The 18,845-nt window shown below is 38.8% G+C and carries 19 protein-coding genes; 8 read left to right on the plus strand and 11 right to left on the minus strand.

Annotated features, from left to right (window positions below; all coding sequences use genetic code 11):
• Positions 1–144: 144 nt before the first annotated feature.
• The 3 genes from CXF74_RS22475 to CXF74_RS08240 are packed head-to-tail and all read left to right on the plus strand — an operon-like array spanning position 145 to position 1,429.
• Positions 145–465, plus strand: coding sequence for a hypothetical protein (locus CXF74_RS22475; protein ID WP_101081933.1), 321 nt, complete (start codon positions 145–147; stop codon positions 463–465).
• Complete coding sequence (locus CXF74_RS08235) at positions 390–881, plus strand: mannosyltransferase family protein (RefSeq protein ID WP_232772473.1); 492 nt, start codon at positions 390–392, stop codon at positions 879–881. The genes CXF74_RS22475 and CXF74_RS08235 overlap by 76 nt, the downstream gene beginning before the upstream one ends.
• On the plus strand, positions 866–1,429 hold the full coding sequence (locus CXF74_RS08240; protein ID WP_101081935.1) for a hypothetical protein: 564 nt from the start codon (positions 866–868) through the stop codon (positions 1,427–1,429). The genes CXF74_RS08235 and CXF74_RS08240 overlap by 16 nt, the downstream gene beginning before the upstream one ends.
• Before the next feature lie 726 nt (positions 1,430–2,155).
• Here CXF74_RS08240 and CXF74_RS08245 read toward each other — a convergent pair.
• Genes CXF74_RS08245 through CXF74_RS08270 form a run of 6 tightly spaced genes read right to left on the minus strand, consistent with a single transcriptional unit; the run spans position 2,156 to position 7,686 of the window.
• Positions 2,156–2,563 (minus strand): GtrA family protein, encoded by a 408-nt coding sequence (locus CXF74_RS08245; RefSeq protein WP_157822358.1) that lies wholly within the window; start codon positions 2,561–2,563, stop codon positions 2,156–2,158.
• 2 nt (positions 2,564–2,565) lie between these two features.
• Complete coding sequence (locus CXF74_RS08250) at positions 2,566–3,573, minus strand: glycosyltransferase family 2 protein (RefSeq protein WP_101081937.1); 1,008 nt, start codon at positions 3,571–3,573, stop codon at positions 2,566–2,568.
• 23 nt (positions 3,574–3,596) lie between these two features.
• Entirely contained in the window at positions 3,597–4,499 is a 903-nt protein-coding gene (locus CXF74_RS08255; RefSeq protein ID WP_101081938.1) for a DUF2298 domain-containing protein, read from the minus strand.
• A complete protein-coding gene (locus CXF74_RS08260) occupies positions 4,454–5,626 on the minus strand; it encodes a DUF2298 domain-containing protein (protein ID WP_101081939.1) in 1,173 nt (390 codons plus the stop codon). Before CXF74_RS08260 ends, CXF74_RS08255 begins: the two co-directional genes overlap by 46 nt.
• A gap of 9 nt (positions 5,627–5,635) precedes the next feature.
• The gene (locus tag CXF74_RS08265) at positions 5,636–7,387 is read right to left on the minus strand and encodes a DUF2298 domain-containing protein (protein ID WP_157822359.1); all 1,752 of its coding nucleotides are present in this window, start codon (positions 7,385–7,387) and stop codon (positions 5,636–5,638) included.
• Positions 7,369–7,686 (minus strand): hypothetical protein, encoded by a 318-nt coding sequence (locus CXF74_RS08270; RefSeq protein WP_101081941.1) that lies wholly within the window; start codon positions 7,684–7,686, stop codon positions 7,369–7,371. Before CXF74_RS08270 ends, CXF74_RS08265 begins: the two co-directional genes overlap by 19 nt.
• A 490-nt stretch (positions 7,687–8,176) precedes the next feature.
• Here CXF74_RS08270 and CXF74_RS08275 point away from each other — a divergent pair, with 490 nt between their 5' ends.
• Both CXF74_RS08275 and CXF74_RS08280 read left to right on the plus strand, forming a co-directional pair.
• Complete coding sequence (locus tag CXF74_RS08275; protein ID WP_101081942.1) at positions 8,177–8,653, plus strand: RNA recognition motif domain-containing protein; 477 nt, start codon at positions 8,177–8,179, stop codon at positions 8,651–8,653.
• A 949-nt stretch (positions 8,654–9,602) separates the two neighbouring features.
• Entirely contained in the window at positions 9,603–12,086 is a 2,484-nt protein-coding gene (locus CXF74_RS08280) for a cation:proton antiporter domain-containing protein (RefSeq protein WP_101081943.1), read from the plus strand.
• Here the strand turns inward: CXF74_RS08280 and CXF74_RS08285 are convergent.
• The gene (locus CXF74_RS08285; protein ID WP_269800763.1) at positions 12,053–12,400 is read right to left on the minus strand and encodes a prolyl oligopeptidase family serine peptidase; all 348 of its coding nucleotides are present in this window, start codon (positions 12,398–12,400) and stop codon (positions 12,053–12,055) included. The genes CXF74_RS08280 and CXF74_RS08285 overlap by 34 nt on opposite strands.
• 114 nt (positions 12,401–12,514) lie before the next feature.
• On the opposite strand from CXF74_RS08285, the gene CXF74_RS08295 reads away from it, so the two are divergent.
• Positions 12,515–13,327, plus strand: coding sequence for a helix-turn-helix transcriptional regulator (locus CXF74_RS08295; RefSeq protein WP_101081944.1), 813 nt, complete (start codon positions 12,515–12,517; stop codon positions 13,325–13,327).
• Between the two features lie 97 nt (positions 13,328–13,424).
• Positions 13,425–13,982 carry a YbhB/YbcL family Raf kinase inhibitor-like protein gene (locus CXF74_RS08300; protein WP_101081945.1) on the plus strand — a complete coding sequence of 186 codons (558 nt, stop codon included), beginning with the start codon at positions 13,425–13,427 and terminating at the stop codon, positions 13,980–13,982.
• 107 nt (positions 13,983–14,089) lie between these two features.
• Here the strand turns inward: CXF74_RS08300 and CXF74_RS08305 are convergent, their stop codons facing one another.
• The 3 genes from CXF74_RS08305 to CXF74_RS08315 all read right to left on the minus strand — a co-directional run bounded on the left by CXF74_RS08305 (position 14,090) and on the right by CXF74_RS08315 (position 17,780).
• Positions 14,090–16,147: a S9 family peptidase gene (locus tag CXF74_RS08305; RefSeq protein ID WP_101081946.1), complete on the minus strand. Its 2,058-nt coding sequence runs from the start codon at positions 16,145–16,147 to the stop codon at positions 14,090–14,092.
• Between the two features lie 132 nt (positions 16,148–16,279).
• Positions 16,280–17,395, minus strand: a complete 1,116-nt coding sequence (locus tag CXF74_RS08310) for a GGDEF domain-containing protein (RefSeq protein WP_157822360.1) — start codon at positions 17,393–17,395, stop codon at positions 16,280–16,282.
• Positions 17,361–17,780, minus strand: coding sequence for a molybdopterin-binding oxidoreductase (locus tag CXF74_RS08315; RefSeq protein ID WP_157822361.1), 420 nt, complete (start codon positions 17,778–17,780; stop codon positions 17,361–17,363). Before CXF74_RS08315 ends, CXF74_RS08310 begins: the two co-directional genes overlap by 35 nt.
• A gap of 214 nt (positions 17,781–17,994) precedes the next feature.
• Between CXF74_RS08315 and CXF74_RS08320 the strand changes: the two genes are divergently transcribed.
• Positions 17,995–18,246: a YkgJ family cysteine cluster protein gene (locus CXF74_RS08320; RefSeq protein WP_101081949.1), complete on the plus strand. Its 252-nt coding sequence runs from the start codon at positions 17,995–17,997 to the stop codon at positions 18,244–18,246.
• A gap of 77 nt (positions 18,247–18,323) precedes the next feature.
• Here CXF74_RS08320 and CXF74_RS08325 read toward each other — a convergent pair whose 3' ends face one another.
• Positions 18,324–18,764: a YbaY family lipoprotein gene (locus tag CXF74_RS08325; protein ID WP_101081950.1), complete on the minus strand. Its 441-nt coding sequence runs from the start codon at positions 18,762–18,764 to the stop codon at positions 18,324–18,326.
• Positions 18,765–18,845: the final 81 nt, after the last annotated feature.

The following is an 18,845-nucleotide window of genomic DNA, read 5'->3' on the forward strand; positions in this document are numbered from 1 at the left end:
GAACTTATTTAAGTCGCACCAAATCTGCCTAATTATATTTATATATACACTTGCTTTGACTTCACAAAAATCTAAATAATTTACCTTTTGGCAAGAGGTGCGTATAGCCCACAGCCACAATTTAATTAAATGAGATACTTGTAAATGGACTTACACGTAATTGAATGGCTGAGTGTGACAACACTTGGCACAGGATTGATCTATGCAATTTTTATTGCTTGCTCTAATCTAAAATGGCTGCCTTACCAACCCAATAACTATTTTGGTGCCCCCCCTGATTGGCAAAGTATTAGCTTATCCAAAAATACCCGCCTATTACTCAATATCGCCATCATAGTGATAGCAAGTCCCTTGCTATCTTTTGTATCACCGAGCTTGCCTATTTTGTCATTAATGACAGTAAACGCAGTTTATATGATGCCTTTACCGATACTTGGTATCGCTGGGATTCAGTACATTATATGAAACTGGCCGTCGAAGGTTATGCCAGTGAAGGACAAGACCGTTTTTTACTGGTCTTTTATCCGCTCTACCCGCTATTAATTCATATCATGATGTATGTCATTCCTGACGCTTTCTGGACAGGCCTCGCGGTTTCAAATATTTGTCTTATTTTGGCCTGCTTTACGCTGTTTAAAATAATGATGTTTGAATTTCATGATGAATCCCTTGCATGGAAAGCTGTTAAATACTTGCTGATTTATCCCTTCTCATTTTTTACCGCCATTGTGTATACAGAAAGCCTGTTCATGCTCATGAGTTTGAGTTGCTTCTATTTCATGCGCAAAGGTGATTTTGGGTGGCAGGAATTTATGGACTGCTTACCGCGCTCACGCGGAATCATGCTGTGCTGCTATTGGCGCCAATGCTTTACGAAATAGTACATCAAGCACAAGGAGTTACACTGCCCTCCTTTAAAGAGAAGTTACGTTATTGGGGGGAGCGCATAAGCGCATTAATACTGATTCCCATGGCTATCGTTTTTTATCTGATACTTAATAAATGGGTGAGTGGGGATTGGTTTCGCTTCCTTGATTATCAACAGGAGAATTGGGGTAACAGCTTCAGCTATTTTGCCACTAATATCGCCAATATTGTAGAGCGTGTTTATAGCTGGGAAATAAGACTCGCTATCGGCACATGGTTACCAACAGCAGTAATATTTTTTGTAGCCCTTGCCATTATTCTCTATAGCATCAATCGCTTACCTATCTCCTATACCGCTTACAGCTTTGCATACTTATTAATTTCCTATTCGCCATCATGGCTATTAAGTGCACCACGTTACATGCTCGCCCTTTTCCCATTATTTATGGGACTTGCATTACTGAGTCAACGTTACAAAAGATTTGAGAAAGTATTAGATATCTCGCTGGTATTATTACTGGCACTTTATTCTATCTTTTTCTTTCAGTCGATTGTGTTTTAACAAGGCAGTTATAATTGTCGATTAGGCAGAGAGTTTGAATCAAAGTGAGTGATGGGTTGGGGCTAGATGAAGCCTTAAATAGGCGTTTTTCACCTCATCTTATTCATACTTTCCTGGGCATCTTTCGTTTCACAACCTAGTAAAATCGTGGGATTAATTGATATCGATATCTCGTCGCTAAATAAGCAAACAGGGGATAGAACCAAATTAAATGATTGGCATGCACTTCTTTAAACGTCACACCGATAACGATAAGCAATAACGTAAAATGTAAAATGTAAAATGTAAAATGTAATATTAACCTGTCTATATCGTGACCCCCACGGCAAGCGCATTATAATTGAAAATGCTTTTAGCACTCCAAAATACGTATTGCTATAGCGTTGATCCCTATTATTTCAATAAAAAACTATCACGAAGCCACTTCGTTACACAGAGAACACGAAGAAACCAAGAGCAAAAATTCAATTTGATCTTTAACCTTCTTTTTCTTCGTGCCTTCGTGGTTAATTTCTTTTGAATTTATTTAAATTGTTTAATCGCATTTATAATGCGCTTGCCCTGTCGTTCCCCCTGACAAGGGGTTAATTATATTATTCACTGTCATTAAAAAATTCCATTTTTCACGTGTTAAAAGTCCATTTAGCATTAAATAATGATGTTTTCGCTGTACCTTGTTTTTTAAATTAATCTTGTTTTTTACAATTCACCTTAAAGCAGTAGCCGTTATTTAAAGGCCCAAAATTTATTTAATAAGAAGATAAGCACAGGGGTAACAAAGGTAAGCAGTGCTAGGTAGTAATAATGATGAAGTTGTAAAAACTCCAAAATAAGAAATGACCAAAATAGGTTAACCGCAAACCCTAACAGCGCCGTTTTAAGAAACTTAAAAAAAGCACTGCGTTTATCGGCAAGTTGTATTGCTTGTTCTTTAAAGGTCCAGTGAAACTGGCCTAAATAAGACACTAAAAATGCAATACAAAAACCTAATATATTCACGATTAAATGGTGTAACTGCAGCAGTTCAAAACTAATGTTGAAAATAATGGCATGGGTTAACGTCGCGCCCACACCAACAATTGCAAATGAGACTAACTGCTGAAAAAGTGTATTATTGGCTAACTCCCTAATCACTCTCACGCTGCCTGACTCGACCGTCTTTCATTCTTTCTTCGTTCTGTGTCGTTTGTCTCAGAATTTATATCATCGTCACCGTAATAACCTTCGATAATATACAAAGGCCTATTTTTAACTTCTTCAAAAATGCGTCCAATATACTCACCCAGCACACCAATACCAATTAGGTTTAGGCTACTAAAAAATAGAATAAGGGTAATTAAAGAAGCATAACCTGGGACATCAACACCCAAAATCAGTGTTTTCACTATGATAAAAGCCAGGTAGGTTAATGATGCAAGGCCCACACCTATTCCTGCATAGGTCCAAATACGCAATGGCGCGGTTGAGAATGAAAAAATGCCATCCAGCGCAAAATTCCATAACTTCCAATAGTTCCATTTTGTGGTGCCCGCAACACGTGCAGGGCGGCTGTAATAAACGTAATCTTTACTGAAACCAGGAAAGGCAAACAGGCCTTTCATAAAGCGGGATTTTTCAGGCATCTTTTGTAATACGTCAACCACTTTACGGTCAATCAAACGATAATCACCGGCATTTTGTGGCATATCGACTTTACTCATGCGCCCGATCACTTTATAAAATGCAGTTGCGGTTTTACGCTTAACAAGGCCATCATCACTGCGATCTTTACGTACGGCAATCACAGAATCAGCCCCTTCTCGCCATTTTTTGACCATCTCAGGAATTAACTCAGGAGGATCTTGAAGATCCACATCCATCGGAATAACCGCTTGCCCTTTGGCATAATCAAGACCCGCGGTTAACGCAGTGTCTTTACCAAAGTTACGAGAAAGGTTAACCAGTTTAATGTGCGAGGTGGGATCAGCAACCCGCGCTTGAATAAGCTCTAAGGTGCGATCGGTACTGCCATCATTTACAAAGACTATTTCGTAAGAGTTAACCGATTTTTCTATAAAAGGTATAACCGCATTAAGGAAGAGATCAATACTCTCCTCCTCGTTTAATACACACACGACTATGCTTAATTCTGGGTTGATAATCATAATAACGTCTACTCCTTTAGTTGTTATTGGCTAATATCAGCTTGGTTTTTAAATAATATTTTACGCGTCCAAATTCCTTTTGCGGCTTGCTGCTGCGGGCTAAAACGCTGCCAAGTGTAATCATCTTTAATTTGTTGATGAATTAACTCAAAAGCCCCAACATCCTGATGGCGCTCTAAGATAACATAATTGACTTTATTTACTTGTAACCAGTCCGCAGAATTGGCTAATTTACCTTCATAAAAACGGCGAATATCATTGGTTGTATTCCAGACCTGTGGCACATCACCATGCCATGTACGAAGGTGCGACGGCCAACCCAGTAAGATCGCTTTATTATTAAATAACGCATAAATACTGGAATTCATGTAAGCATTATCAGGCACGTTTTCTAATAAAATACCAAAGGGCTGTGCTTGTAAATAATTAAACATATCACGATGACTGCCATCGCTCGTATACCAAGCATGCCCTTCAAGTTGACCCATTGCACTTTTGGTTGAATAAACCCAATGACGCGCAACATCGTAAGCATAAGCATTAACTAATAATAGAATCACCACCGTTGACCAACGGATCCACATTTTACTTGAACCCAAGCAAACGGCGCCTAATGAAACGATGCCACCGACGTAAATCCAGCCCCACCATTTCATCACAGTATTAGTGCGTAAGTATTTACCTTCCGTTGGATCGTCAATGTAAATCATCTCAGAAACCAGCAACATAAAGGCAAAAGTGAGTGCAATCGTGATGCTCCACTTACGATATTTAGGCTCAAATAAACCCATCACAATTAACAGTAATAACGGCCATAACAGCACCAAGAATCGTGAAATAGGGGTATGGTCAAGCCCTGTGACTAATTTTACAGGGGTGCTTAATGAGCCATTGGAAAAATCGGTAAAGAAAGGATAAATAAGCATGCCAGCCAATAACGATAGACAACCCAACCCATCAATAACAAACCTTGCAGTGGAAAGGTCCAGGTATTAGTAATCAACATCACAGGCACACTAAAACCAACGATTGCCTGAAGTAATTTAACTTTCAAACCCGACTCAATCGACGCTAATAATGCCAATGTAAATAGCAATAAAAAGAAACCGCCTAATGGGGGGTGATAATCACCGACAAAGAATTGGTAACCAAAATTCTCCATCGGTAATTCGCGAGCTTCCCAGCCTTTTTTAGGCAAGGTTTCAGGCAGAGTACCAGGAAAAATAGTGCGCGATAATGACGTCGCATTGTGTACGTCATCTAAGGTGACATCTTCTCGAGAACCCACAAAACGCGCGCTATAAATAAGCATTTTAAAGGCATCGTGGGCTTGTCTTTGTTGATAACGCGTTTGCTCTTGTGCGCTGTCATCTTTAGCGGGCTCAACACCATTAAAGGCTAAATGCGCCAAAGGCGAGATACCTGTTCCGCCAAAGACCATCGTGGCAACAAGCAATATTTTAAGCGCGCGGCTTTTGATGAATTTACTGGCGAGTGACCAAGCAAGTGTAATGGTCAGCGAGGTAATAAGTGCAAAAGCGACGTTGTAAGTGGTGCCCGGATCAAAGCTTAAAATACGCCCAACTAATGCTGCTGCATAATGTTGGAATGCATAATAGAAATCAAAGGCGTGTGGCGGGTTCCAGTTATCAATCGGTGGCAAGGTATTACCCGGTAAATAGTTACTGATAAAATACAGATCAGTAATACGTTCCGATGATGGGTAAATAGTAGGGAAACTAAAGCGCCAAGCAAAACAGTAAAAGAAAGCTAAGCCAAATATGACTTCAGCACGCCAAAACTGCGACTCATCTTTTTTGCCTTTGTTTTTATAAACGAGGTAAGCCGCAATACAACTGGTAAAAGGCCAAACCCAATTCAAGGTGCCTAAACCAACAAAGTGCTCAATAAAAAATAACACTAGGCACAATACAATAATGCCTGTTGAGCGCGATAAATGATTATCGGGTAAAAAACGATGTGTTGCTAATGTCAGTCCTGCGATGTTTAACCACAATAAACCTAGCGTCAGTACTAAATAGATAGTTTGCATAATTATTCCTTAATACCTAACGTTATGTTTTTGCATTTCAGGATCTTTCAAAACCCATAACCCATATTCATCATGGCCATATTTCTGAATGGTAACCCAATGATATTGCGAGTGAATACGAGAATGAATACGCTGACGAGTACTTTTGTCAGTGGCACGATGGGTATCATCTTTTGACCAGACAATATAAGTCACCCGATTTTGTAATAACCACTCAAGACTGTTATCTAGTTGCCCCTGATAAAATGCTCTTGCATCACTGCCACGCTGATTGATAAACGCTGGGTGTCCTCGCCATTGTGATTCATGGGAATGCCAGCCAACCAATGATGATTTATTACTAAATAATGCAAAGGTCGATGTTTTTCCGTAAGCAGCTTTATCCATACCTTCTAATACAACCCCATAAGGTGCTGAGATTAGATATTCTAAGGTCTGTTTTTTGACTTGATCTTGAGTGAGGGAATAATCCCCTTTGAGCTTGCCGCGTGAAGGTTTGTCGGTTTTATTAAAATAATAAGCCAGCTCAAGCGCATAACTTGAAAGTGCCAGAAGTACCATGATATTGATTGCTCTGATAACACGACTTTTACTGGCCATTAATAAAGTGGAAAGCGAGACAACTACTGCAACTTGTAACCATGACCACCATTTAAGCGTGGTATTAAAACGCTCATACAAATCGCCCATCGGATCATCTACAAAGAACAATTCAGAAGCGATTAAGAACACTGAGAACGTCGCCACAAACAGCCAAATAAGCGGTTGTTTTTTACCCAAGTAAAGCCCAATAGACAGTAACAATAGCTGTGGCCAAAGTAGCAATAAACCAGACAGCATAGGAGTGTGATTTTCGCTGCTGACCCACTTAATTGATAACGCTAATGCACTACGCGTAAATTCATTTAAAAATGGCACCATTAAAAATAACGGAATCAAACCACCTAAAATAACCGCTTTCCAATGAACACTCTTTTTACTGATTAAGCGATAGGCTATCCAAGCAAAGACTAACATCGCTTGTAACGGTAAAACCCAGGTATTAGTTATCCACATCAACGGTCCGGTTGACACCAAAATAGCTTGGTAAGCCGCTTTTGTCGGAGGGGCGTTTGCGTTAACGGGGTGCGCGCGAGGTTGCTCAATCAATAAAATAGCAGTAATGGCAATTAGCACTAATAAGAAGCCACCAAGAGGCGGATGAAAATCCCCCTGCATGGTTAAATAACCAATGGTCTCAATAGGCAGGTCAGGGTTTTGTTGTGCTTTTACCCCCTCTTCAACGCCCATTAATGCTTTACCAAAATCCGTATTGACGTTTTTATCGTACATGCCAATAAAACGCACGCTTGACCATAAACGACTCATAGACTCAAAACTTTGCCCACTGGCCTCTGTTGCATTGGCTTGATACATAAAAGGCACAAAGGCACTAATACCTGTACCGCCCATTACAATCGAGGTGACTAATAAAATACGAGGTAAATATTTTGTCGTTGCTAATGAAGCAATATTCCATACCAGACTCACCATAAAGGCGAGTAATACCGCAAAAGCAACGTTATAGGTCATACCAATAGGCAGTGCTAACCAACGGCCAAGTAACGCGCCACAATAATGTTGGAATGCGTAATAATAGTTAAAGGTATAAGGAGGGAGCCAGTTATCAACCGCAGGTAATGTTTGACCACTATAATAGTTACTCAAAAAGGCGAGGTCAGTAAGATCTTCCGATTGTCCGTTTATATCGGGAAACGCCAAAGCAAACCATAAATAAGGCCGATAAAGAAAACTAATTCTGCACCGCTATATTGCTTTAATAGTGTTGTTTTGTTTTTTGAAATAATAAATAGTGAGGCGATGGTGGTAATAGGCCATAACCAATTAAGGTTACCTAAACCAACAAAGTGTTCGATAAAAAATAGCGACAAGCAAATAAACAGTAATCCACTTACTTTTGCCAGTGCATAGTTATTGACCCAACGTGTTGCCACTAGAGCTAACGCTGAAAAATTAATGGCAATAATCAGTACCATTAAAAAGATGAAAATTAGGTGCATAATACACTCCTTGTATTAGCAACACTCATATTAGCAAACAAGAACTACGCTAAGTTCCTGTTTTTTTTAATATAAACGCCTTATTTGCAAGATTAAAAGTTGAGGCACTATAACAAAATTTATCTGATCGAGATAAAAATTTACAGAGCAAGGTTAGATTCTTTGAGTGATTTAACATATCACCCCTACGAAACGGTCATTTCGTCTACCAATAAAGAGATATGAATAAAAAAACATCTGCCATTGCTTATACTTTAAGCGTGTCCTATTTCACAAAAAGGGACTGTTGGTAGGTTACCTAAATCTCATTTTGTTAAAGAAATTAACGTAATCACTGAAATTAGCTTACAATACGTTTGCTTTTTTAGGGATGATTAATAGAGTAGGCAAATTGGCCAATAAGCTGATTTTGTTAACTACTGGGGCACTCTAAAAAGGTCGATTTAGTAATTCTTTATTTATTCCTATTTACCTTTGAGGTTATTTTATTATGAAGTCAAACACTTCAATCTTGCTTTCTATCGCGGTTGCGATTTTAGGTTACATCATTATTGCTGTTGCAGGCTTAGCACTTCCAGTTGAAGTTTCATTTGCAATTGGCGCTATCGCTACAGGTCTCGCGATCCAATTCATCAAAACAGGCAAATCTACAAGCTCAACGAGCAGTAGTGCACCTGAAGGTGATTTTGCGACAACAACGCTTTACGTTGGTAACTTACCTTACCGTGCAAATGAGATGGCAATACGCACTCTTTTTGCAGAACAAGGAAAAGTACTTTCAGTGCGTTTAATGAAAGACAAACATACGGGAAAACGCCGTGGTTTTGGTTTTGTTGAAATGCCAGAGAAAGACGCAGAAAAAGCGATTATCGTATTAAATGAGAAAGAGTTTCAAGACCGCTCATTAAAAGTACGCGAAGCAAATGAACGCGCTCCACGTTCTGAGCAACAAGATGCTGAAATTTAACCTTTAACTTTTGAAAGGTTATAAGGTTAAATGATAAACGCCCTACTGGGCGTTTTTTTATGCCTAAAATATAATATATCTCGGATACGCCAATCTACATATGAATTCTACAACGTATATACTCGTTACCAATCAAGGTGCTTTGTTCAGTCGCTAGCTCGCTTCTTATCGAACTATGGCAAGGCAAGACGCAACATGATGACCTTTCGAGCAATTAACTGCGTTAATTCTCTATCGGTAGAATGAAATAAAATACTTTCATTCTTTAATGGCTAGCCCTTATCAAATGTTGCAACGCAGAATTTGTTTCCGAGCTAGCGACCCGTAGGGCAAGCGATGAGGCAAACACCTTCGTTGTTAGGAAGTATTGATTGAACCAGTTAGACCTTCAACTTCCTGCCTAAAATCTGTTCACCTCATCACTTGCTGAACTTTGCAACTTGAATGGTGACGGGTATAATTATATCAATTCCACTAACTAACTGATCAATCTTACTGGTTAAAAGAAGCTATTTCCGCGTTGCAAGTTTTGTAAAGGGAACAACCATTAATCATTAATCATTAAATTAATGGAATTGGTATTATAATAATTTTTTAGTGAATAGAGGTTATTGATGAAATAATTTCAATGTAAGCTAGTAGGTAGATTAAGCGTAACAAACATATATTATATCAACGCATGCAAGTCAGTTGAAATGTGATAATGAGCCACTCGCTATTTATTTAAACATCTGATAAACAACGCCAAATTGTAGCAACAAGCAAATTACTCTAGAGTAAAATCACGTAGGCATTGCTCTATGTGATTAAATCAATTGACTGCCCATCGTTTTATACCCTTATAAATACTAGCGAACAATTAGTTTACAACCTTACCCTTCAATCTCATTTTATCTAAAATTGCACTAAACTAAACGGTAATCACTTGTGCTTTTACAAAGGTATTCTTATGCATATTGATAGCAGTATTCTGGTGTTAATGTTTGTCATACTATCGTTGTTATTAGGTGCAATAGTAAAGTCGTTGCCTAAAATACTCACCTCTCCTTATAGCGTTGTGTTGCTTTTAATCGGTCTTGCTTTTGGTTTATATAATCGTAGCTTTCACATCACAGAAAACATCCCTGCTTTACAATATGCGTTAACGCAACTCGCAGCTATCGATCCTCACCTTATTTTATTGCTGTTTTTACCTACGCTTATTTTTGAATCTGCGTTTGCAATGGAAACCCACCTGTTTAAACGTATGTTCAGCCAAATTGCAATTCTTGCTATCCCAGGGTTGATTTTAACCACTTGCTTAACCGCTCTATTGGCTTATTATTTTTTCCCCTGGCAATGGTCATGGACAGTTTGTTTTCTATTTGGTGCACTGATTAGCGCCACCGACCCAGTGGCAGTGGTTTCATTGTTAAAAGAGGTAAGCTCTCGTAAACGTTTAGAAACATTAATTGAGGGGGAATCTTTGCTTAATGATGGTACAGCTATTGTATTATTCACCCTATTTTATGGCATGTTGAGCCTTGGCGGTAATGGCTCATTTAGCTTTATCAGTATCTCCATAAGTTTTTTTGAAGTGGTTTTACTCGGTTTATTTATTGGCGGAGCAATAGGGGCAATAATATTATTTTGGATAGGCCGTTTGTTTAATCAACCAATGATTGAAATAACACTGACCATCTCAGGTGCTTACCTTGCTTATTTCATTGCTGAAAATCTATTTCATGTTTCCGGAGTGGTTTCTGTTGTTACCCTAGCGCTATTATTAGCAAGTATCGGGCGTACCCGAATATCCCCAGAAGTCGCCGGTTTTCTTCATCATTTCTGGCAAATGATGGCACATATCGCTAATACTTTAATCTTTATATTAGTGGGTATTATTATCGCATCACGTATTCGCCTCGATGTCTTAGAATGGTGGTTCACCTTAGGTGGATTATATTTTGCTATTCAATTTATTCGTGCAATCTCTGTTTTCACCTTTATGCCTTTATTAAAAAGAATCGGCATTGGCATTAACAAAGCAAAAGCGTTGGTATTAATTTGGGGCGGATTACGTGGTGCCGTTTCGTTAGCTTTAGCATTAATCATTGCCCAAGATAATATGATTAATAAAGAGGTCGGAGATCAGATCCTATTTCTAACTGCAGGTATTGTGGTGTTAACTATTGTGATTAACTCCAGTAGCATGACCTTACTACTAAAAATATTAGGTTTAGATAAGTTACCACCCGCTAAGCAAGCAAGTCTTGAAAAAGCACAATTAACTATTAAAAAACGTCTATTAACCACGCTACCAACGCTCAAAGAAAATGAGTTTTTACAACGTGCAAATTGGCCAAAATTAGATAAAGAGCTTGTTTCTTTTAGAGATAATACAGGTAATAAAAAAACAGCGAATGAACAATCACAATCCAAAGCACTAACACAAGGAGACCAATCCATTGCCTTTAAGCGTCGCTTATTAGAGATAGAGCGACAATTTTATTGGTCGAAATTCAAACAAGGCTCACTAACGGGCCTTGCCACAAAACAATTGGTGAGCGCAGTTGAAACAGCCCTTGATGGCACACCACAAATGTCACCTCGCCAGAGCTTGTTTGACTTTTGGAAGACGCCAGCTTATTTGCGACTATTTAACCATATTCCATGCCTAAACCGCGTTATTGTATACCTTTCTTTTGAACGCTTAGCACTCAGTTATGATACGGCTCGTGGATTTGTGCAAGCACAACAGGAGATACAAAAACACTTACAGGTACTCTCTCCTTCAGCAACTGAAACAGATCTAGTTGGACAGGAAATCGAAAATAACAAAAACCAAACTCGTTTACACATCAAACAACTACGTGACAATTTCCCAGACCTTTCCTACAGCTTAGAAACCCATAGTGCACACAGATTAATGCTTAACTTGGAACGCGTTTATTTGGCAGAACTAATTGATGAGGGGGTATTAGATGTAAGCGAAGCGGATAAATTAATGCAGGAGATAGAGTACAAGCTAGCTCATCTGCATCAACAGCCACATCGTGTAAGCATTAATGAGATAAATAATCAGATAAAATCAATACCCTGGGCAAAAGGGATAAAAACAAGTAGCTTAACCGCCCTTGCCAAACTGGCTAAACGGCAAATTTATAACGATGGAGAGCTTATATTTAGACAAAATAACGTGGCAACAAGCGTTGCTCTTTTGCTACATGGGCATGTTGAATTAACCTCTATCTCACAAGGGCTAGTTATCAACAGTGGTGAACTCTTAGGGTTATATGCATTTTTAAGTGGTCGTCACCCATGTAGCGCTAAAGCACTCACTCCAGTGGAACTTATTTGGTTTGACATTCAAAAATTACAAAAAATAATTGCTAAAGATAAGCACCTAGGGGAACTGTTCGCTCAAAAAATTGAGCAAGAGGCAGAGTACAAATAACCTCTACCTCTCTGAACAGAAAGTGTTTGTTTTGCTAAATAAATTAAAAATGCAAACTCTCTTGCGGTATCTTCAAAGAGCTTGAAGCGCCCTGATTTTCCGCCGTGTCCTGATTCCATATCGGTGTATAAAAGTAGTTGATTATCATCGGTTTTCAGCTCACGTAACTTAGCAACCCACTTAGCAACCTCCCTGTATTGTACTTGTGAATCATGCAATGCTGTGGTCACTAAAATATTAGAGCGAATGAAAAACTTATTTTGGAAGTGATCAATGCTGTATTCATGATCTCGCTGACGTGCTAAAAAAGGCACATAATCTTCTGGGCAAAAGTTATATGCAGTTTGTTACACTAATGCACAAAATCATTGTGCCTCGTTCTATCATTCGAGCTGAGACAGCTAAATAAGGTATAAAAAATCCTAAATATGAAAGCACTCATTAATACAATTAACACTTTAGAAACGGGCAATAACCCACTCCCCTTTTCTATCTACTCTTCAACTAAAGAGCAGAATTTATTAAATGTTCCCGTCATCAAACCTTTATTAATTGCCATACTCAGTGGTGATAAACAGCTGGGTGAAGATACAGATATCACTTGTACAGCAGGCGAATTTGTATTTTTATCCAACACAGCTTCGGTCAACATGCGCAACATTCCTAAACAAAATTCCTACCATGCTTTATTAATCGAATTCGATTACCAAGACTTTGAAAATTTACAAATTAATAGCGCTAATGAAGCGACACTTTGTATTGGTGATATCACCGAAACGCTGGCCAAGTGCTTAGAGCAATTTGTCGAATGGTCTGCTTGGGCACCCGTCGAATTATGGCCTTTACGCAGAAAAGAGATCCTGCAATTACTCTGTCATATGGGTCATAAAGAAATTTTATCAATGGCCACAGATACTAACCTTGCACATCAAGTTCACGCTTTTTTCAGTGACCAATTGGCGCATTCTGGCACACTCTCCTCAGAGTATATTTGTCATCAACTGGCGATGAGCGAATCAACATTACGGCGCAAGCTAAAATCACAAAACACCACAGCGCAAGAGATAAAAGATCAAGCCAGATTGGGTCTTGGCTTACACCTTTTACAATCAACGCATGATGCCATTGGCCTGATTGCTGACCAATGTGGATATCAGTCTCAATCGCGTTTCACAGAGCGCTTTAAAGCTTTATTTGGATTAACTCCCTCTGAGCTTAGAAAAACAAAATTGACGGATTAGGGCGAAAAGATGAACGCTTAGGCGCTAAACACAAAGAATAGAAAGGGTAAAATAGTCACTCAATTAACCAAGCAAGCCACCATTAATAGGGATTATTATGCGCCAATCATTGAAAATACTTTCTGCTTTATCACTTAGCCTTTCTGTTTCAGCCTTTGCTGGGTCTTTAACCCTTTCTAGCCAAGATATTAGCCAAGGTGAACTCATGGATAAAAACCAAGAGTTTGTAGGTTTTGGCTGCTCAGGTGGTAATTTATCACCGCAGCTAACATGGGAAAATGCACCTAAAAACACTAAAAGCTTTGCTATCACAGCTTATGATCACGATGCGCCAACAGGCAGTGGTTGGTGGCACTGGCAAGTTGTAAATATTCCCTCTAACGTCAGTACGTTAGGAAGTAATGCAGGCAGTACAACAGAAAATTTATTACCCGCTGGTAGTGTGCAAATTCAGAATGATTATGGAAGCAGAGGTTTTGGCGGTGCTTGCCCACCAGCAGGACACGGAGTACATCATTATCAATTTACTATTCATGCACTTTCCGTTGAAAAACTTGAGCTACCCGATAATGCTTCGGGTGCATTAGCCGGTTATATGATCAATGCAAACAGCATTGAATCAAGCACCATTGAATCTCTCTACAAACGGGATTAAATATTAGCGTCGATTAAATTTTTCCTCGCCTATAAAAAAGTAGGGGCAATATAAATACTATTTATATTGCCCCTACTTTAATCAACAACTTAACCTCTATGTTAAGACTACTTTGCTAAATCAATCAAAAATGCAAACTCTCTTGCGGTATCTTCAAAGTGCTTGAAGCGCCCTGATTTTCCGCCGTGCCCTGATTCCATATCCGTGTATAAAAGCAGTTGATTATCATCGGTTTTCAGCTCACGTAACTTAGCAACCCACTTAGCAGGCTCCCAGTATTGTACTTGTGAGTCATGCAAACCAGTAGTCACTAAAATATTCGGATAAGCCTGTTCTATCACTTGATCGTAAGGGCTATAAGCAAGCATGTAATCATAATAAACTTTGTCATTTGGATTACCCCACTCGTCATATTCGCCAGTGGTCAGTGGAATAGACTCATCAAGCATAGTTGAGACAACATCAACAAACGGTACTGCTGCAATTATCCCTTTATAAAGCTCAGGCGCTTGGTTCATCACCGCGCCCACTAATAATCCACCCGCGCTGCCACCCATCGCAAACACACGTTGTTTATCGCCATAACCTTGTTCAACTAAACTTTTAGAGACATCAACAAAGTCGTTAAATGTATTTTGTTTCTGTAGTAGCTTACCTGTTTCATACCATTCGCGACCAAGCTCTTCACCACCACGAACATGGGCAACAGCATACACAAAACCACGATCTAACAGGCTTAAATTAGCGCTACTAAAACCGATATCCATACTGTGACCGTATGAGCCATACGCATAAACTAATAGCGGGTTGTTATGGTTAAAATGTTCTTTATGGTAAACCAATGACACTGGTACTTTGATACCATCACGCGCAGTCACCCAAACACGCTCACTTTGATAGCTCTGGTGATTAAACTCGCCCATCACTTCGCTCTGTTTTAATAACTCAGTTTCACCGCTATTAAGATCTAACTCATAAACCGTTGAAGGTGTTGTAAACGAGGTATATTGGTAACGGAATTTATTGGTATTTGCATCGGGGTTGTAATGACTGAATACCGTATAAACAGGATCGTTAAAGCTTAATGTTTTTGACTCACCCGAGAGATGATTAATTTGACGAAGCTGTGGTAATCCTGCGCAACGCTCTTCAACAATTAACCATTCATTGAGCAGTTCATAACCTTCTAACAAGGTATCTTCACGTGCTTCAATAAGTGTTTCCCAAGCATCACAGTTTTCATGTGCAGGTTGGCTAGCGGTTTTCAGAGAAAAGTTTTTACCGCTAATATTAGTGCGAATGAAAAACTTATCTTGGAAGTGATCAATGCTGTATTCATGATCTCGCTGACGTGCTAAAAAAGGCACAAAATTTTCTGTTGGGGTATTGGCATCCAATAACAAACACTCAGATGTTTGTGTACTATCGATGCAAATAACTAAATAACCTTCTGAGCGTGTTTTGTAGATATTGACATAAAACGTATCGTCTTTTTCTTCATAAACAAGCACATCATTTTTAAGATCATCACCTAACTGGTGACGATAAACGCGGTAAGGTAAAAGTGTTTCAGGATGCTTTTTAACATAAAAAACAGTTTTATTATCATTTGCCCAAACAACAGCAGAAACGTCTTCAATCACATCATCTAAGTGCTCACCCGTTTGTAAGTCTTTAAAACGTAATGTGTACTGACGGCGACTCACGGTATCTTCAGAATAAGCCATCAACATCGAATTGGGTGATAATGTAAGATCGCCTAGATCGTAAAATTCATGCCCATCTGCACGTTCATTACAATCTAAAAAAATATCTTCAGCGGCATCTTCATAACCTGCGGCAGTGCCTTTATAACGACAAAAAACCGTATAATCATCACCCTCATCAAAACGAGAAACGTACCAAAAACCTTTTTTAAAATACGGAACAGATTCAAGTTCAGGTTCTTGTCGCGCAACCATCTCGTCATAAAGCTCAGTTTGCATTGCTTCCAGCGGTAACATTTGCGCTTGGGTATAATCATTTTCTTGATTAAGGTAGTTAATCACCTCTGAATCTTCACGATTATCATCACGTAACCAAAAATAATCATCGTGACGTTGATGATTATGAATCTCATGCACATAAGGTTTTTTAGTAGCAATTGGGGCGATATTATTGGTCATGTTAAAGGCTCGTTGGAAATAGAACCTGCATCATAACATGACTAGTGATAGCCGTTATCATCCAAATATCAGTCTGTATCTTGAAGGCAATGGGTAAATAAAAAGAAGTGAGGAAACTGATTGTCTAACAGGTTAAAGTATCTTCTTGGTAACGACAGCAGGATCATAAGTTTGATACTTACCACCCCCTTTTTCCTTGGCTTGATACATCGCATCATCGGCCTCTTTTAATATATCTACCCAAGCGAAGTGTTTTGTTCGAGAGAAGCTAATACCAATACTCATGCCAACATCACAACTTTTTCCGTCTATATCAATGACATTATCGGTGATGCTTAATAGGCTTAATGCCATTGCTTCAACAACACTTTTAGACTGACAAATAATAGTAAACTCATCCCCCCCTAATCGCGCAATAAAGTCCGACTCACTACAAACCAGGGTCATTTTTTCAGTCAGCCTGATAAGCAGTTTGTCACCAATGTCATGGCCATAACTGTCGTTAATCGCTTTAAATCGGTCAATATCAATCAACAAAGCACAAAAACTTGTCTTCTTCTTTTGTAACGCGGTAATTTTTTCTTTTAAAGCACTTCGATTTGCAAGGCGGGTAAGCGGATCATGATAAGCAAGGTAAGTCATCTGTCGCCTCTCACGAATGATGATCAACAAAAATATCGTGCCACTGAAAGTAAGCCCAAACAACCCCATTATCATGATTTTATTAACACGTACCAACTCAAAATCGTGTTGATGGGTCTCTTGTGAATAACCCTGAAATTCAAAATTCAACAACTCTACAATATAGTTATGCGCTTCTCGCGTATTATGTAGCGCCACCGTTAATAGTTCGCCACTGAGCTTAACTTTTGTAGGATCAGTCATTTTGAAGCGCGTGAAATAATTGTTTAATTTACTCGCCCGCCACCCATCACTCATAAAATATGCATTTTTAGACCCCTTAAGTAGGACATCATAGGCAGACCAAGTAAGGTCGTAATAAGTTAATAATTCATCCGCGACCTCATCACCTCGTTGATATTGCATCATAATACTTAAGTAGGATTGTTGCAGAATAACCAGCTGTACTAATGCTCTACCTGATGCCCGCTCATTCCACAATAAAAGATCATGGCTTTTATTTAACAAACTGAGACTTGCACCTGCACTTATCGTGAACAACAAAACAATCAAAAAGAGGAAGTAGGCTTTTTTATAACGCATCATCATTACTTTTTTCTTCAACATTAATTTTAACCAACTGCCAAACCATAAAATCATGGTAGACAGCGGCATCCAACTCGGCGTAATCATCCATCGGTAAAATCACCCAAATTGGTCCTTTGGTCCTTATCGTTAATTTTTTTCTATCAACTGATAGCGCTAAAATAGGTTTGTATTTTTTAATGCGATTGAAATTAAAGTCGATTTGATAACGGTCTAATGCATACATGGTTAGCCATTGACCACTTACATTAGCAAGCGCAAGTACATCCTCAAGGTAGGGCCCTGAATAAGTGTGGGTTTTATTTGTCCAAGGTATATTCGTTCGTATTTCATGTTGTGGCAACTGCAATAATTGTGACAATGTATATTGCTCATTCACCCCCTGAGAAACAGAATTAATATTCAATAGTTTTTTTTCCGATGCGAAGCTTAAAAAAGGTAGGCATAAAAGTAGTAATAAACAGGTCTTTTTTAGTGTGTTTTTTATTAACATAACTCATTCTCCAAATAACCCTACTAACTATGGTACTGATTGGAAAATAGTAAAGATCCCACCTCTAATAATGACAAAGTATTTATTACCTTGAAATGCTACTATGCCGTTTTTATAGGAGAAAAATATGGACTGTCGTTTAGGTTGTGGTGCTTGCTGTATCGCGCCCAGTATTTCATCATCAATCCCAGGCATGGAAAACGGCAAGAAGGCAGGAGAGCGTTGCATTCAGCTCAATGACGATAACCTTTGCAAGCTATTTGAAAAACCAGAACGTCCGCAGGTGTGTTTAGATTTTAAGGCCTGTGAATGGGTTTGTTCTGATAACAATGAAACGGCGTTTATCACACTGACAGAGCTTGAATTCTCGACACAATAGCCATCATATTTAGTGACATTTATTAAGCCACACGCCAGAAAATCACCGTTAATAAAGTAGAAATACAGCGTGTATTTTTATCCTTTACCTCCAACTGGGTCGACTTTTATTTTTATCGGCGATGCTATGCCTACAGCGAATGGGTCAATATGCGTCGTAGAGATAAAATACAATTTTCCCTCTACTTTAATAGAGGCGCGCAAACTGTAACGATGACTGTTTTTTATTTGCTTGCTCGGAAAAGCAATCTGTAATGCATAAGGAGGCCCGCTTTTTATCTCCCTTGTTGCACTGCTAATTAACTCTGAAGCGACATCCATTTTAGAGACATCCTCTAAACGCACTTCCAGTTTTGCACCTTCAGGTAATCTAATTTTTTGATTATAAAAAACTTCCGTTTCTAATAGACTCAATGCATCATCCTTTGCACCTGCCACAGTCGTTTGATCGTTACAGGCACTTACAAAAACACTGCTCATAATGACCAAAAAGAAAGGGGTAAGTTTTTTATTTATCATGCACACCTCAATATAATTATTCTAATAAATTAGAGATCCATTTTTTTAAATAGTTCAATTTCAACTAAAAAAACGTTACTC

The sequence above is a fragment of the Psychromonas sp. Urea-02u-13 genome, assembly GCF_002835995.1.
Taxonomy (GTDB): Bacteria; Pseudomonadota; Gammaproteobacteria; order Enterobacterales; family Psychromonadaceae; genus Psychromonas.